The sequence below is a fragment of the Pantoea alhagi genome, from assembly GCF_002101395.1.
Lineage (GTDB): Bacteria > Pseudomonadota > Gammaproteobacteria > Enterobacterales > Enterobacteriaceae > Mixta > Mixta alhagi.
On the sequence record NZ_CP019706.1, the window covers coordinates 3,571,463 to 3,587,331 of the forward strand.

At 54.5% G+C, this 15,869-nt stretch carries 13 protein-coding genes; 5 read left to right on the plus strand and 8 right to left on the minus strand.

All coding sequences use genetic code 11. From position 1 onward, the window contains the following. Positions 1 to 37: 37 nt before the first annotated feature. Positions 38 to 2,344, minus strand: coding sequence for an FdhF/YdeP family oxidoreductase (locus B1H58_RS16910; RefSeq protein WP_085071622.1), 2,307 nt, complete (start codon positions 2,342 to 2,344; stop codon positions 38 to 40). Positions 2,345 to 2,589: 245 nt separating this feature from the next. Between B1H58_RS16910 and B1H58_RS16915 the strand changes: the two genes are divergently transcribed. The 4 genes from B1H58_RS16915 to B1H58_RS16930 all read left to right on the plus strand — a co-directional run bounded on the left by B1H58_RS16915 (position 2,590) and on the right by B1H58_RS16930 (position 7,254). Next, positions 2,590 to 4,182: a PTS transporter subunit EIIC gene (locus tag B1H58_RS16915; protein ID WP_085071623.1), complete on the plus strand. Its 1,593-nt coding sequence runs from the start codon at positions 2,590 to 2,592 to the stop codon at positions 4,180 to 4,182. A gap of 397 nt (positions 4,183 to 4,579) precedes the next feature. Then, positions 4,580 to 4,789, plus strand: coding sequence for a hypothetical protein (locus B1H58_RS16920; protein WP_085071624.1), 210 nt, complete (start codon positions 4,580 to 4,582; stop codon positions 4,787 to 4,789). Positions 4,790 to 5,072: 283 nt separating this feature from the next. Next, complete coding sequence (locus B1H58_RS16925; protein WP_085071625.1) at positions 5,073 to 6,038, plus strand: chemotaxis protein; 966 nt, start codon at positions 5,073 to 5,075, stop codon at positions 6,036 to 6,038. A gap of 316 nt (positions 6,039 to 6,354) precedes the next feature. Then, a complete protein-coding gene (locus tag B1H58_RS16930) occupies positions 6,355 to 7,254 on the plus strand; it encodes a LysR family transcriptional regulator (RefSeq protein ID WP_085071626.1) in 900 nt (299 codons plus the stop codon). Here the strand turns inward: B1H58_RS16930 and B1H58_RS16935 are convergent. From B1H58_RS16935 to sapA, 7 genes are all read right to left on the minus strand, one after another. Continuing rightward, a complete protein-coding gene (locus tag B1H58_RS16935) occupies positions 7,251 to 8,387 on the minus strand; it encodes a CMD domain-containing protein (protein WP_085071627.1) in 1,137 nt (378 codons plus the stop codon). The two genes, B1H58_RS16930 and B1H58_RS16935, sit on opposite strands and share 4 nt — an antisense overlap. Before the next feature lie 198 nt (positions 8,388 to 8,585). Continuing rightward, positions 8,586 to 9,374 carry an enoyl-ACP reductase FabI gene (fabI, locus tag B1H58_RS16940; RefSeq protein WP_085071628.1) on the minus strand — a complete coding sequence of 263 codons (789 nt, stop codon included), beginning with the start codon at positions 9,372 to 9,374 and terminating at the stop codon, positions 8,586 to 8,588. A 158-nt stretch (positions 9,375 to 9,532) separates the two neighbouring features. After that, positions 9,533 to 10,345: a putrescine export ABC transporter ATP-binding protein SapF gene (sapF, locus tag B1H58_RS16945; RefSeq protein ID WP_085071629.1), complete on the minus strand. Its 813-nt coding sequence runs from the start codon at positions 10,343 to 10,345 to the stop codon at positions 9,533 to 9,535. Continuing rightward, complete coding sequence (gene sapD / locus B1H58_RS16950) at positions 10,345 to 11,337, minus strand: putrescine export ABC transporter ATP-binding protein SapD (protein WP_085071630.1); 993 nt, start codon at positions 11,335 to 11,337, stop codon at positions 10,345 to 10,347. Before sapD ends, sapF begins: the two co-directional genes overlap by 1 nt. Beyond that, a complete protein-coding gene (gene sapC, locus B1H58_RS16955; protein WP_085071631.1) occupies positions 11,337 to 12,227 on the minus strand; it encodes a putrescine export ABC transporter permease SapC in 891 nt (296 codons plus the stop codon). Before sapC ends, sapD begins: the two co-directional genes overlap by 1 nt. Then, on the minus strand, positions 12,217 to 13,179 hold the full coding sequence (gene sapB, locus B1H58_RS16960) for a putrescine export ABC transporter permease SapB (protein ID WP_085071632.1): 963 nt from the start codon (positions 13,177 to 13,179) through the stop codon (positions 12,217 to 12,219). The genes sapC and sapB overlap by 11 nt, the downstream gene beginning before the upstream one ends. Next, positions 13,176 to 14,804: an ABC transporter substrate-binding protein SapA gene (gene sapA, locus B1H58_RS16965; protein WP_085071633.1), complete on the minus strand. Its 1,629-nt coding sequence runs from the start codon at positions 14,802 to 14,804 to the stop codon at positions 13,176 to 13,178. Before sapA ends, sapB begins: the two co-directional genes overlap by 4 nt. Before the next feature lie 383 nt (positions 14,805 to 15,187). Here sapA and uraH point away from each other — a divergent pair, with 383 nt between their 5' ends. After that, the gene (uraH, locus tag B1H58_RS16970) at positions 15,188 to 15,598 is read left to right on the plus strand and encodes a hydroxyisourate hydrolase (protein WP_085071634.1); all 411 of its coding nucleotides are present in this window, start codon (positions 15,188 to 15,190) and stop codon (positions 15,596 to 15,598) included. Positions 15,599 to 15,869 lie beyond the last annotated feature (271 nt).

The following is a 15,869-nucleotide window of genomic DNA, read 5'->3' on the forward strand; positions in this document are numbered from 1 at the left end:
CGGAAGGATCCGGCTTTTTACACAGGCTTACAGGCTATCAGGCAATACGCTGCGTGACCACGTCGGCTGACAAAGAAATTTTTACCGGTACCGATTTTGACGTCGGCGTGCCGCTGCCGTCACCAAAACTGGAGAGGGGCACCAGCGGGTTGGTTTCCGGGTAATAGGCGGCAAGGTTTCCACGTGGAATATTGTAAGGCACCAGCTTAAAGCCGCTGACCCGGCGGGTAATTCCGTCGTTCCACAGGGTTTCGATATCCACGTTTTGCCCGGCTTCATAACCCAGTTCGCGCATATCTTCCGGGTTAATGAACAGCACTTCACGCTGACCATAAACGCCACGATAACGGTCATCAAGACCATAAATGGTGGTGTTGTACTGATCGTGTGATCGCAGGGACTGAAGCGTAAACGGCACTTTCACATCGCCCAGCTGTGGGAACAGCGAGGTGGGCAAGGCTGCCGCGCTAAAGTGTGCTTTACCGCCAGGCGTATTAAAACGCAGCTCGGCTGCGGCGTTGCCTAAATAGAAGCCGCCAGGCTGCTCGCACTTCTGATTAAAGTCGGCAAAACCGGGAATAGTGGCAGCAATATGATCGCGGATTTTATTGTAATCTGCCGCCAGCGCCAGCCAGTCAACCCTGGCGTTGCCAAGCACTGCATTTGCAATGCCCGCGACGATGGCGGTTTCTGAACGCTGCGTCTCAGCCAGCGGTTTACCCACGCCTTCAGACGCGTGCACCATACTGAATGAATCTTCCACGGTAATAAACTGTGAGCCGGTGGCCTGCATATCCTGCTCAGTACGACCCAGCGTTGGCAGAATCAGGCTCTCCTGACCCGGCACCAGATGGCTACGGTTCAGTTTGGTACTGATATGTACCGTCAGACCGCAGCGCTGCATCGCTTCTTCCGTACGCGGGCTATCCGGTGCGGCAGCGGCAAGGTTGCCACCCAGCGCGATCAGCACTTTGATCTCATCGCGCAGCATCGCTTCCAGCGCCTGTACTGTGTTATGACCAGGCTCGCGCGGCGGCTCAAAACCAAAATGCTGCGCCATCGCATCCAGGAAGGCCTGCGTCGGTTTCTCATCAATACCCATGGTGCGGTTGCCCTGCACATTGCTGTGACCGCGCACTGGACAGAGACCGGCACCTTTCTTGCCCAGTTGGCCAAACAGCAGCTGCAGGTTAACGATTTCACGTACCGTATCCACAGAGTGCTTATGTTGGGTGATGCCCATCGCCCAGGTACAGATAACGCGGTCGGCGCTCTGGTAAATCGCTGCTGCTTCACGCAGCTGCTGCTCGCTCAGGCCGGACTGCTGCTCAATCTTTTCCCAGCTGGTGGCATCTACCGCTGCCAGGTAATCTTCCACGCCCTGCGTAGCCGCATTGATAAAGGCTTCGTCAAACAGGCCTTTTTCACCTGCGGCGATACGGGCACGGTGAGTTTCCGCCAGCGCTTTAACCATACCGCGTACCGCAGCCATATCACCGCCAAGATTTGGCTGATAATAGGTGGAGCTGATGGTACCCGCTTTTGATGTCACCACTTCCAGCGGCTTCTGCGGATCGGCAAAACGCTCAAGACCACGCTCGCGCAGGGTATTAAAGGTCACGATTTTGGCCCCGCGATCGGCGGCATGACGCAGGCTGTGCAGCATACGCGGATGGTTGGTGCCCGGGTTCTGGCCAAAGACAAAAATAGCGTCCGCATGATCGAAATCATCCAGGCGAATAGTGCCTTTACCCACGCCAATGCTGCGCTTCAGGCCGCTGCCGCTCGCTTCATGACACATATTGGAGCAATCAGGGAAGTTATTGGTGCCCACCATGCGACCAAACAGCTGATAAAGCCATGAGGCTTCATTGCTGGCGCGGCCTGAGGTGTAAAGCTCCATCTGATTGGGATTGTCCATGGCGTGAATATGCTGAGCAATCAGCGAGAACGCATTTTCCCAACTGATCGGTTCATAGTGATCGGTCAGGCGGTTATAGCGCAGCGGCTCGGTCAGACGTCCCTGATACTCCAGGAAATAGTCGCTCTGCTGGTAAAGCGTGCTGACGCTGTGCGTGGCAAAAAACTCAGCGTCGACAAAGCGGCGCGTAGCTTCCCACGTCACCGCTTTCGCGCCGTTCTCACAGAAACTGAAGGTGCTTTTGTTATCGTCGCCCCAGGCACAGCCCGGGCAGTCAAAACCTTTGGCTTTGTTCATGCGCATCAGGTTGCGCATGTTTTTCAGTGCTTGTTTGCTGTCAATAACGAAACGGGTGGTGGCTTCAAGTGAGCCCCAGCCGCCCGCCGCGGCCTGGTATGGCTTAATTTGTGATTTAAATTTCATGATTCATGCAGGCTTATTGTGTTTATGAATTGTTAAGCATTTATTGCTTCTTTTGCCAGGAAGTCTGCTGCGGGTTAAATATTTTGTCTAATTGATTGACTTAATGGTGTGATAGTTTTCATTTATCGTGCCGCACAAAAATGTGAGTTTGCTCAAAATTTACCCGCCACCTGCCGTCGCCGGTGCGGTGCTTATCGCCTGACTGACTAATACTGAAACTTTCTGACCTGCAACAGAGGCGGTTTATGAAAGATTTTACCAGTAAGGTTCATGCGTTCGGCAAAGCATTGATGATGCCTATTTCAGTAATAGCCGCAGCCGGTATTTTTCTTGGCGTTGCTGCGGCAATGCAAAATCCTGCTATCACCGGCGATGCTTTCGCCAATATGCACACGCCTCAACTTATTATCGGTTTTATTCGCAAAGTCGCGGGCGCGCTGTTTGCCAATCTGCCGGTATTTTTCGCCGTTGCCAGCGCCATTGGCCTGGCAAAAGCAGAAAAGCCCACGGCGGCTTTCGCAGCGGTGATTGGATTTATCGCTATGCATGTGGGGATCAGTGCCACGCTGGCAGCCAGAGGGCTGACGGCGCAAACCACCACGCCGGAAGCGCTGCAGCAGGCCGGAATGGATCAAACCACAGCCATGATGACCTCAGCGGAATATATCGAAATGCTGGGCATCTTTACCTTTAACATGAGCGTGCTGGGCGGCGTCATTGCCGGTCTGCTGACGGTTATGTTGCATAATCGTTTTTATACCCAGCAACTGCCGACGGCGATCAGCTTTTTTGGCGGACGACGCTTTGTTCCGATTGTGACAGTAGTGGTATTGCCGCTGGTGGGCGTGCTGCTGGCGATGATCTGGCCTGGCATCGGCGCAGGCATCGCCTGGGTGGGTGAATTTATTGGCAAGAGCGGTCAGTATGGCGCGTTTCTGCTGGGCACCTGTGAACGGCTGCTGATCCCAACCGGACTGCATCATATCCTCAATGAAACCGTGCGCTTTACGCCGATTGGCGGTATCGCTACCGTAGATAATCAGACCATTGTCGGCGCACTGAACATTTTCAACACCTCGCTAACTCATCCGGGCACCATTCCTGACGAGACCGTGCGTGAGGCGACGCAGTTCCTGGCGCAGGGCAAGATCCCGGTAATGATGTTTGGCCTGCCGGCGGCGGCGCTGGCGATATACCATACCGCACGACCGGAACATAAACAGCGCGTTAAGGCGCTGGTGCTGGCCGGGGCATTGACCTCCTTTACCACCGGTATTACCGAACCGCTGGAGTTCTGTTTTATCTTTGTTTCGCCGGTGCTTTATATCATGCATGCGCTGTTAACCGGCCTCTCGTTTATGTTGATGTCGATGCTGCATCTGATGATTGGCAACGTGCAGGGCGGGGCTATTGATTTGGTGGTATTTGGTATTCTCGGCGGTGGAAAAACTCATTGGTGGTGGACGCTGGTGCTGGGGGCAATTTATGCGCCGCTTTATTACTATGGATTCAAATTTGTCATCAAACGCATGAATGTGGAAACCCCTGGGCGTGAATCAGAAGAGCAGGAAGCGCCAGCACAGGTCGTTAGCGCCAACGAGCGGACCAAAACAATCATCAGCGGGCTGGGCGGTGAAGGAAATATTGAAGAGGTTGACTGCTGTTTTACCCGTCTGCGCGTGCGGGTGAAAAATATGAAAGAGGTGGTCGATCAAACCCTGATGACCACCGGTGCCAACGGCGTTAACCGGGTCAGCGATCATGACGTGCAGGTAATTTATGGCCCGCAGGTAGAAAAAATTGCTAACGAAGTGAAAACCGCATTAGGCGTAGCCTGAATAAGCGATTTCAGGAAGCTGTCAGGCATAACCTGTACTTTAGGGGAGTAGAATCATAAGGTAATTTTATAAATAATGGCAGCGTCTACTCGAGAACGGTTCGCCCGGTTTTTTTTAAAACCAACCAAATACTGCTTGCAGCTCTAAATATGCGTCCGTAAGCGGGTAGGCAGCCATAGCAATACTGTCACACCAGGGAAACACCCCACTGCAAGCCTTAAGCGCTTCAGTAATTATATAAATAAAATTAATAGTAAGCGAAAGGCTGCCTGTGGGCGGCCTTTTATTTTTGTCGCGTAACGGTCAGGAGGAGGCAGGTCCGGCACAACAAGGCAGTGAGTCACATCCTCGCCTATACTCAGTTAACGTATCCGCGTGAATGTTAATGGAGGAACCAATGTCAGAACGCCCCGATCATAACAAGCCTTACCCGGACGAGCACGAACATCATGGCTTACCTGAAGATGCTCCTCATGCGCCTAATCCCTATGAAGAAGACGATCTTGGCGCTAGCGGCGCGCCGGACGAGCAGGGTGAGATCCCGCGTAAACGCGATGACAGTACCGATGATACAGAAGATCCTTACGATACTGATGGCAAACATTAACGCTGTCTGAGTAACGCATCCTAACCCTGGCATCCTGTGTGTCAGGGTTTTCTTTTTTGTCCCGCCCAGTCATTTCCTCCTGCTGACAGGTTTTTTAGTAACTTAAACCGTTAGTCACGCCACAGAAAAGCGATTCACTCTGTATTTTTATTTTTATCTGCCGATAACTCATTAGAGCAAACGCATAAGCGTTAACGTTGCCGGGTGTAGCCGTGCCCTCGTGACGCCTGATAAATATCGCATTGTGAGCTTACGCCAGCCACAATAATAACCAGAGGTAAAAATGGATAATTTCCAGAAAGATATTGATGAGAGAGCGAATCTCGCCTTATCTAATAAATTTGAACTGTTATTATTTCGGCTGGGGTCTTCTCTGGAAGGCGAAAAAGCTGAGCTGTTTGGCATTAACGTATTTAAGCTGCGTGAAATCGTCCCGATGCCTACCATTACCAAAGCGGCAGGCATGCAATCTCCTCTGCTGGGCATGGCCAATATCCGCGAGCAAATCATTCCCGTCATCGATCTGGCGGCCGTTGCGGGCTGTAAACCGGCGACCGGGCTTAATCTGCTGCTGGTAACGGAATATGCCCGCAGTACGCAGGCTTTTGCCGTCGAGTCGGTTGATAATATCGTGCGTCTCGACTGGAGCCAGGTGCACACCGCTGAGTCTGGCGTGAGCAGCCGCAATATCACCAGTATCGCCTGTCTGGATAATGACGATCAGACTACCAGCCTCGCCATGGTGCTGGACGTTGAACAGATCCTTTATGACATCGTGCCTTCAGTACGCGACGCCGCGCCGAAAGAAATCACCCAGCGCACCTTCAAATTCAAGCCGGGCGCGGTAGTTATCGTCGCGGAAGATTCAAAAGTGGCGCGTACCATGCTGGAACACGGGCTGCAAACCATGGGCATTCCGGCGATTATGCACAACACCGGTCTGGAAGCCTGGGAGAAAATCAAGATGATTGCGCGTGAAGCGCAGGCGGCAGGGCAGCATATCAGCGAGCGCATCGCGATGGTGCTGACCGATCTGGAGATGCCGGAGATGGATGGTTTTACTTTGACGCGTAATATCAAACGCGACGAGACCCTGAAAAAAATTCCGGTAGTGATCCATTCTTCGCTCTCAGGCAGCGCCAATGAAGAACATGTGCGTAAAGTCGGAGCCGATGGCTATGTGGCTAAATTTGAAATCAACGAGCTTTCCGAGGCGATTCAGGCGGCGCTGGACAAAGTAGCTGGCTAAGATAACCGCGCTGCCGTGTTGTTCACTCTACCCGGCAGCCCTGACCATCCCGGGGTTTTGCACTAAAGGTCAATATAACAGCCCGTTAAGATAAAATGCGTTGTACCGCTGTGTTAACATTTTATTTCCTCAATCAGGCCTGATTAATCCCTCATGCTTTGGCGATAAGCGAGCCTGTAGCCAGATAAAATAACAGCGAGCCACTCTTTATTCATCAGGAACCCGGCCAGGTAAATTTTAAATGAGTAGACCTGCCTGGGCACATGTTTCACGCAGCATGATTTTATCTATTCTAACTGGTTGAATTATAATAACTATGGATATCAAGCAACTCATTTATCTTTGCAATCTGGAGCGTGAGCGCCATTTTGGGCGTGCGGCGGAGGCCAGCTTTGTTAGCCAGCCAACGCTGTCGATGCGGCTAAAAAACCTGGAGCGTGAGCTGGGCTTGTCGTTGATCAACCGCAGCAATAACTTCGATGGGTTTACCGCAGAAGGTGAAAGGGTGCTGGCCTGGGCGCGGGAAATCGTGTCGGTTTATCAGGGACTTAAACTGGAAGTAGAATCGCTTAAGCATGGCGTCAATGGCACATTGCGCATCGGCGTGGTGCCTCAGTGCAGCGTGTCGCTGCCGCTGCTGCTAAAAATGGTTAGCGATCGCTATCCGCAACTTGATTATCGCGTCGCGGTGCTCAGCGCCGATCAGCTGCTTGAGGCGCTGAACAGTCACACTGTAGATGTGGGTATCGGTTTTTTTGAGCTGGCAACGCTGCGTGAACTGCATTTCCAGGCGGAATCCTTAACGGATAACGGCGTAGAACTGGTGTATCATCCGGCGCATTTTCCGCAGCTGGACAATTATCACAGCCTGCGCCTGGAAGATATTGCCGCTCTGCCGCTCTGCCTGGCAGAGCCTACGCGCTATTTCCGGCGCTACCTGGACGCCAGCTTTCGCGAGGCTGGCTTAACCCAACGCGTGATCCTGGAAAGCACCTCAATTTTTCAGCTGCTGCAGGGTGTGCAGGTGGGGTTAGGCTGCCTGATTTCACCGGTAGGACATTTGTTACCTGATATGAATCCGGATCTGCACAGTCGTCCGCTGGCCATTGCGCCCATGGCGCGCCATGCTGCGGTGGTGGTTGCAGAGCCCGGGCGTGCCACACCGCTGGCGCAGCACTTTTTCGATGAAGTGCGGCGTATCCTGAGCGCAGGCTAATATTCGCCCAGCGCCTGCAGTAGCCGGTTATTCCAGTTTGCCAGCGCAACCCGCTGCACCAGACAAAACAGCTGCTGATGCGTGATTCCCTGGGCCAGCAGCGGCTGCAAATGCGCGGCGCTAAGGCGATCCGGCGCGCGCGTCAGCTGTGCGGCCAACTGGATCACGGCATGAGGTAACGGCTCGCGGCGGCTGGCGGTCAGCGCATCATCAACCCCGCATTGCAGTTCAGATAAAAAGCGGCCCTGATACCTTTCAAAACATAAGGCACTGCCGTTAATACGTGCGGCTACCGCCTGCGCCAGCGCTTCTTCCTGAGTTGCCGAAGGCAGTGTGCTTTGCAGGCTGCTCCAGGCGTGCAGCGTACCAGCATCATGTGCCGCCAGCCAAACCACGTGGGTTAATTCAGGCAACGCCAGGGCCGCCTCAATCGCCGCCAGCTGCTGCTCGCTGGCATAGCGCCGCTCCAGCGGCGGCAGGCGAAGACGGTATTCCTTTGGCGATGAAAAGTCGTGCCATGCGGCATCAACGCATTCATTTAGGCCGGGCAGCCAGCACACCGGCATGCCGAGTAGCGCCTGTAATCCTGCTACCACGCGTGCCTGATAGCTAACGAACCCCACAGTCTGGCTCAGGCTGATAATATCCGGCGTGCTTAAACCAACCTCATCCAGCCGTTGCAGCGCAGCGGTGTCAATGACTGCCGGCTGGCTGGCCAGCTGGCGCGCGTACTGCGTCAGCTGGGTCAGACGATTGTTGCTTTCCCGTGAAGAGTCGGGGCCGGGCAGCGGATTGAGGCGCGCCGCATAATGGTTGCACAAGCGCTGAATGCCGGTAACCTGGGCTGCGGTCAACGCGATCGCCAGTCGGTCGTACAGCGTGAGCGTATGCGTGAGTGTCGGCGTGATATCGTCCGGAAACAGCAGGTGGCTGAGCGCCTGTCCCGCTTGCAGCACCGGACGAAAAGTATGAAAGAGCGGCGTCAGGATCGATGCATGTTGCTGGAGTCCCAGCAGGAAACGATCCTCAATATCTGCGGCTTCAGGATAAAGCGGGGGCGTTTGCTCAGCGCGTGCGCTGGCCTGCGTTTCATGATACCAGTGGCTGTTGCCGGAATAACGGCGTGGTTCCATGATCATTCCTTTCACAAGTTAGCCAACCCGGCGGCATAAAATACTGTAAAACCGGGTCGGAACGGCATGGCTATCCTGCAACAAGGGCTGCGCAGCGGCAAAGAATGTTCGGTGATAACAAATAGCGGAAAGCTATAAGGTTAATCAGAAAGGGAGTATGAAAAGAGAAGGGCGAGACAGGCGCCTCGCCCAAAAAAATTATTTCAGTTCCAGCTCGTTCATGGCAGCGATGCTGAAGCCGCCGTCAACGTGAACGATTTCGCCGGTGATGCCGCCCGCCAGATCGGAGCAAAGGAAGGCTGCAGAATTACCCACATCTTCAATGGTCACGGTACGGCGAATCGGCGTAACCGCTTCGCAGTGAGCCAGCATTTTACGGAAATCTTTAATGCCGGACGCGGCCAGCGTACGAATCGGACCCGCAGAAACGGCGTTAACACGCACGCCTTCCGGCCCCATAGCGTTAGCCATGTAGCGTACGTTTGCTTCCAGAGAAGCTTTCGCCAGACCCATAACGTTATAGTTCGGGATAGCGCGCTCTGCGCCCAGGTAGGAAAGCGTCAGCAGGGCTGAATTTGGGTTCAGCATCGCACGGCACTCTTTCGCCATCGCAACAAAGCTGTAAGCGCTGATGTCGTGTGCAATTTTGAAACCTTCACGGGTAACGGCGTTCACATAGTCGCCATCCAGCTGATCGCCCGGGGCGAAGCCGATAGAGTGAACGAAACCGTCAAATTTAGGCCAGGTTTTTGCCAGTTCAGTAAACAGCGCTGTGATGCTCTCATCTTCAGCAACGTCACAGGGCAGAACAATTTCGGAGCCGAGATCTTTAGCGAACTCTTCAACACGGCCTTTCAGTTTATCGTTCTGATAGGTGAAAGCCAGTTCTGCGCCCTGTTTGTGCATCGCCTGTGCAATACCGTAGGCGATGGAGAGTTTACTGGCAACGCCAGTAATCAGAATGCGCTTACCGGAAAGAAAACCCATAGCTGTAATCCTTATGGTCATTGTTGTTGGCGGCTGCCTAGCTCAAAAAATGTGCAGCCGCGTTAATCGACCCGGCGATTCTAGCACGAGTCTGTCGATAGCGTTAATCCGACCTGTCAGTTGGCGAAAAGCACCGCAGCTGACAGGGATAGCGGTGCCTAAACGGGCGGATCGCGCCGCCATGCATCTGCCGTCAGCGCCTCGCCAAAGTGGCTGGCAATCATGCGACGCGTTAAATCATGTAGCGGCGCGGCCAGCACATCGGCGGTGCCGCCGCGCTCGACTACTTCACCCTGATGCATCACCAGCACCTGATCGCTGATATGTTTCATCATGCCGATATGCTGGGTAACGAAAATATAAGAAAGCCCATGTTTTTCCTGCAGCTCCAGCAGCAGGTTAACCAGCTGTGAGCGCATCGACATGTCCAGCGAAGCCATCGCCTCATCGGCGATAATCACTTTGGGTTGCAGGATCAGCGCGCGCGCCAGGCCGACGCGCTGTTTTTGGCCCGGCGCCAGCATATGCGGATAGTAGGCGGCGTGATCGGGCAGCAGACCTACCTGACGCAGCGTAAGATTGATGCGTTTTTCCCGGGCGGAGGCATCAAGATCGCTGTTCAGACGCAGCGGGAAATCAAGAATATGACCGATGCGCTGGCGAGGATTAAGGGCGGTAGAGGGATCCTGAAATATCATGCGGATCAGCCGACTGCGAAAACCATAATCGCCGTAGCGCAGCGGATGATCGTTAATGACCATTTCCCCGGCGCTGGGCTCGACCATGCCGCTCAGCATTTTTGCCAGCGTCGATTTTCCCGAGCCGTTTTCACCAATAATCGCCAGCGTCTGCCGTTCGCGCAGGGTAAAGCTGACATCTTTCACTGCCTCAACGTGCTGACGACGAAACAGGCCGGTGCGATAGCGGTAGGTTTTGCTGAGGTTTCGCACTTCCAGCAGCGTTTCAACCATCAGGGTTTCTCCATATTCAGCGGAAAGTGGCAGGCGAACAGATGGTTTTTTGCTCCTGCCAGGCGCGGCGTTTCGATACATTTTTTCTGTGCGTAGGGGCAGCGCGGGCCAAGTCGGCAGCCAATGGGCAAATGTTCCAGCGACGGAATCGCCCCCGGCAGGGTATTCAGCCGGCTTTTATGCGGCAGCGCGCTGCCGAAGTCAGGCATCGCGCGGATCAGCGCCTGTGTATATGGATGATGCGGCGTGGCGATCAGATCCTGACTGGCGGCGGTTTCTACTGTTTGCCCGCAGTAAAGAACATTAATCCGGTTTGCCCACTGGCTCATGGTGCGCAAATCGTGGCTGATCAGTAAAATGGTGGTGTTGTTGTTCTGGTTAAGACGGCTGAGCAAACGGAAAATTTGCGCCTGAGTGGTGGGCTCCATAGCGTTGGTCGGCTCATCGGCGATCAGCAAACGTGGCTGGTTTGCCAGCGCAATGGCGATCATCACCTTCTGGCACTCCCCTTCGGTTAACTCATAAGGGTAGCTGCGCATGATATCTTTATGATCTTTGATGCCGACGCGATGCAGCAGCTCAATCGCGCGCGCGTGACGCCAGCGAAAGCGCTGATACCAGCGGCCTTTCCAGGTCCAGCCGGGGATCGCCTGCATCAGCTGGCGACCCACGCGGGCAGAGGGATCAAGACAGGACTGAGGCTCCTGAAAAATCATCGAGACGTTATGACCGACAATGCGGCGACGCTCGCGCGGCGACAGGCGCAGCAGGTCGATATCATCAAAGCGCATGCGGTCGGCGCTGATGCGCCAGTTATCTTTGGTCACGCCGCAAATGGCTTTCGCAATCAGGCTTTTTCCGGAGCCCGATTCCCCCACCAGCCCACGGATCTCCCCTTCGTTCAGGGTCAAATTAACGCGATCGACCGCTTTGACCGGCCCGTCGGCAGTCATAAACTCAATGGTCAGGTTACGGATATCAAGTAACGGCATTATTCCACTCCCGCCACAATGGCGCGGCGAATCCCGTCGCCCAACAGATTGATGATCAACACGCTCAGCATAATCGCGGCGCCAGGCAGCATGACCGTCCAGGGCGCAACGTAGATCAGCTCCAGCGCGTCACCCAGCATTGAGCCCCATTCCGGCGAAGGCAGTTGCGCGCCGAGATCGAGAAAGCCGAGCGCCGCAATATCCAGAATAGCCATAGAGAGCGCGCGGGTGAATTCACTCACCAGCAGCGGCAGAATATTGGGCAGAATGGCATGCCAGAGAATATTCTTGTTGCTGGCCCCGTCCAGACGCGCAGCCACGATATAATCTTTTTCCAGTTCGTCATGTACGGCGGTGTAAATTGCCCGCACCAGTCGCGGCAACAGCGCCAGCCAGACCGCCAGCATCACATGTCCCAGCCCCGGCCCGATAAAGGCGACCACAACAATCGCCAGCAGCAGGGAAGGGATCGACAGCAGGGTATCCAGAATGTGATTCATCACCGCCGAGCGCAACCCGTGCGTTATTCCTGCCAGCACGCCCAGCACCACCGCGCAGAGCGCCGCCGCCAGCGTTACCAGCAGCGCTGAGCCAACGGTCGGTGCCGCACCGCTCAGCAGACGGCTCAGCACATCGCGGCCTAAATCATCGGTGCCGAGGAAAAACGAGACATCGCCATAGCGTGACCAGGAGGGCGGCAGCAGCTGATAGCCAAGAAACTGTTGATCAAGGCCATACGGCGCCAGCCAGCCGCCAAACAGGCAAAGCAGCAGCAGGGCGATAAAGCCGTAAAAACCCACCATCGCGCTGGTATCGTGGTAGAAAAGCCGCCACGTATAGCGAAACGGGCTGGGAGGCCGTTTCTCGGCGTAAATATTATCAACGGGCATACCATTCCTTATGCTTCAGCGGGGTCGTCATCGCGCCCAGGATATCGGATAACACATTCACCAGAATCACCAGGCCGCCAACCACCATTACGCCAGCAGAAATAGCGGCATAATCCTGCTGGCGAATCGCATTAATCAGCCAGCGGCCCAGGCCGGGCCAGCTGAAAACCATTTCGGTGATCATGGCCAGCGTCAGCATGGTGGCAAACTGTAAGCCCAGACGTGGGATCACCGGCGGCAGCGCATTATGCAGCACATGACGCCGGATAACCGTAAAGCGTGACAGCCCACGGGTGGCAGCCGCTTTGATATAGTTGGCGTCAATAACCTCGCTGGTACTGTTGCGCAGCAGACGGATAACTTCCGTGGTAGGGGCAATTGCCAGCGTGGTAACCGGCAGCACCATATGCAGGGCCACGTTGGTCAGCATTTCACGACGCCACGGCGAGTCGCTGATAAAAGCATCAACCAGGACAAAGCCGGTGACCGTTTTCATTTGATACAGCAGATCGATACGGCCGCTCACCGGCAGCCAGCCGAGGTTCAGTGAGAAAAACAGCGTCAGCAGCAGCGCCAGCCAGAATACCGGCATGGAAAAACCGAGCAGGGAAAACGCGCTTATCACCCGATCCTGCCATTTATTACGCATCACGCCAGCAATAATGCCCAGCGGGATGCCCAACAGCAGTGCCACGCTAAAAGCGAGCAGACAGAGCTCCAGCGTAGCGGGAAAGACCTCTCGCAGCTGTAGATTGATCGACTGTCCGTTAATGCTGGATACGCCAAAATCGAGCTGCAACACGCCGGTAAACCAGAACCACCAGGCGTCCAGCAGAGAAGCGCCCTGTAGCGGCGCGTGCGGTGTAAAATAGCTCAGACTGAAGGCCACCAGCGTCAGCATAAACAGCGTCACCACCAGCAGCACCAGACGGCGCAGCGTATAGATAATCACGGTTTCGACTCCTCGCCATTATCGCGGTGGACGCCCGCAAAAGAAGCATTGCCAAACGGGCTTAGCACCAGTCCCTGTATATCGTGTCGGTAGGCTTGCAGGCGTAAAGAAGAGGCGAGCGGTAACACTGGTAGCTCGCGCGCCAGCACCTGCTGAGCCCGATCGTAGTGCTCTATGCGCGACGCCAGCTGTTGCGAGAGCAGCGCCTGCTGAAGTTCGCCATCAAATTCAGTATTGCACCAGTGGGCATAGTTCGTCTGAGAATTAATTGCCGCGCAGCTGAGCAGCGGACGGAAAAAGCTGTCCGGGTCGTTACTGTCGGTCGCCCAGCCGGTCAGGGTTAAATCGTGATTCATTTGCATCAGACGCGCTTCCTGAAAACGTCCCTCGACCGCCACAATGGTTACGCTTACGCCAATCTGCGCCAGGTCGGCCTGAAGCAGTTCAGCGGTTTTCAGCGGACTGGGATTCCAGGACTGTGAAGCGGAAGGCACCCACAGCGTCAATTCCAGGTTTTCCAGCCCCAGTTTTTTCAGTAACGCCCGCGCTTTATCGGGATTATATTCCGTGATGCGCGCTTCGCTATCATAGGCCCACGAGGCCCGCGGCAGCACGGAAGCCGCCGTTTCCGCCGTACCGTAATAGATCGATTCCATCAAACGTTCGTTATTGATCGCCAGCGCCAACGCATGACGTACTTCAACGCGATCCAGCGGCGGCTTGCGGGTATTAAACGCCAGATAGGCGATATTCATGCCTGGCCGCAACGTTAGTCGCAGACGCGGATCGTCACGCAGAATGGTGAGTTGGCTGGCGGCAGGATAGGCCAGCACGTCGCATTCGCCGGTAAGCAGTTTCGACAGCCTGCCGGTACCGCCCGCGCCCATATCAATCACCACCTGCGGCATACGCGGCAGGCCTTTCCAGTAATGCGGGTTACGCTCCAGGCGCACATACTGCCCGGCACGGTATTCATTCAGCATAAAGGGGCCGGTGCCGACCGGCTGGCGATCCATCTCTTCCTGGCGATCGCGCGCCGTCAACTGCTGAGCATATTCTGCCGACAATACCGGCGCGTAGTGGGTAGCCAGATGCCACAGAAAAGAGGCGTCCGGACTTTTCAGACGGATCTCTACCGTATCCTTGTCGATTTTTTTAACGCTTTTCACCGCATCAGCATATTGCAGGCTATCGAAGTAGGGATAGTCGCCGCCGTTAATGTTATGCCAGGGATGATGACGATCGAAAATGCGTGCAAAGCTGAACACCACATCATCAGCATTCATGGTGCGGCCAGGGGTAAACCAGGCGGTTTTTTGAAAGGAGACATGGCGACGTAAATGAAAGCGGTAGGTGGCACCGTTATCCAGGGTTTCCCAGCGCTCTGCCAGTTCAGGGATCAGACGATAGGTGTAGGGATCGACATCCAGCAGGCGGTCATAAAGCTGCGCGGAAAGCGTATCTACCACCAGCCCGCTGCTGACCAGCTGTGGATTAAAGGTATTCATGATGCCATTAACGCAGTAGACGAAACCGCTGTTACGAATATCTTCCGGCGTCGCGGCGTGGCTGGCCGCGCTCAGCAGCATTAGCCCTGACAACAGCCTGGAGAGTAATTTCAACATAGGAAGTTAACATTCAATGGGTGACACGCTGAGTGTATCGCACTCTGCAAGTTGTCCCAAAGTTTGCGGGGACGGCCGCTGTTTTTTCCACCATTCTGGGCAGGACGCCGCAAAGTAAGCCCAGAATTTGTGTGGTAATGAGAAAAATTCTCAACAAATGACTTTGCAAATGATATTGAGAATGATTACTATTCATCTGTGCTTCAGCGGTGGCTCTACCGGGGAAGTGCACGACATTGCTCACATTGCTTCCAGTATTACTTGCCCGCCAGTGCGGGCTTTTTTTTGCCTCTCTTCCAGGAAATTTCTGATCTGAACCCTTTTTTCCACTCTTCCTGACCACAGCGTGTAGGCTCAGCGGTGAAACTAACAAGGAGCATCAAATGAAAATTAAATCAGTTTTACTGCTGGCAGGGCTGGGTATGATGGGCAACGCGCTGGCTGACGCGCCGCGTAACCCGATTAGCGTTCATGTGCTGAATACCCAGACCGGGAAACCTTCCTCCGGAGTAAAAGTAGATCTGGAGCAGCAGCAGAGCGGTAAGTGGGTCACGCTGGCCAGTAAAACCACCGATACCGATGGCCGCATCGCCGCTTTTTATCCGGAAGGTAAAAATTTTAGCGCCGGAGAGTATCGCGTAACTTTTCACACCGGCGACTATTTCCAGCAGCATCATCAGGCGACCTTTTTTCCGGAGGTGCCGGTGAATTTTCAGGTCACCAATACGCAGGAGCATTACCATATTCCACTGCTGCTGAGCCAGTACGGTTTTTCCACCTATCGCGGCAGCTGACACGCCACTGTCTTAGCGCCACTCGCGGTGGCGCTGATGCGTGTTACCCTCGATCTATTGATTTTTCCCGTCAGAAAAATTCCCAAAAATCCTTTCATCAAAACATATTCTGCTTTACTGACTGTACAGTAAGGCTTTTCCTAATCGTCTGTTTTTGTTGATGACCATCAAAATAGATAAATTCTTTTAATTTATGTTGGCACGTAAGAGCAGCGTCGCTATTGGCGAGCTGACAAGGCATCGTTGCGTCAGCGCTCTGAGACGAGGCTGC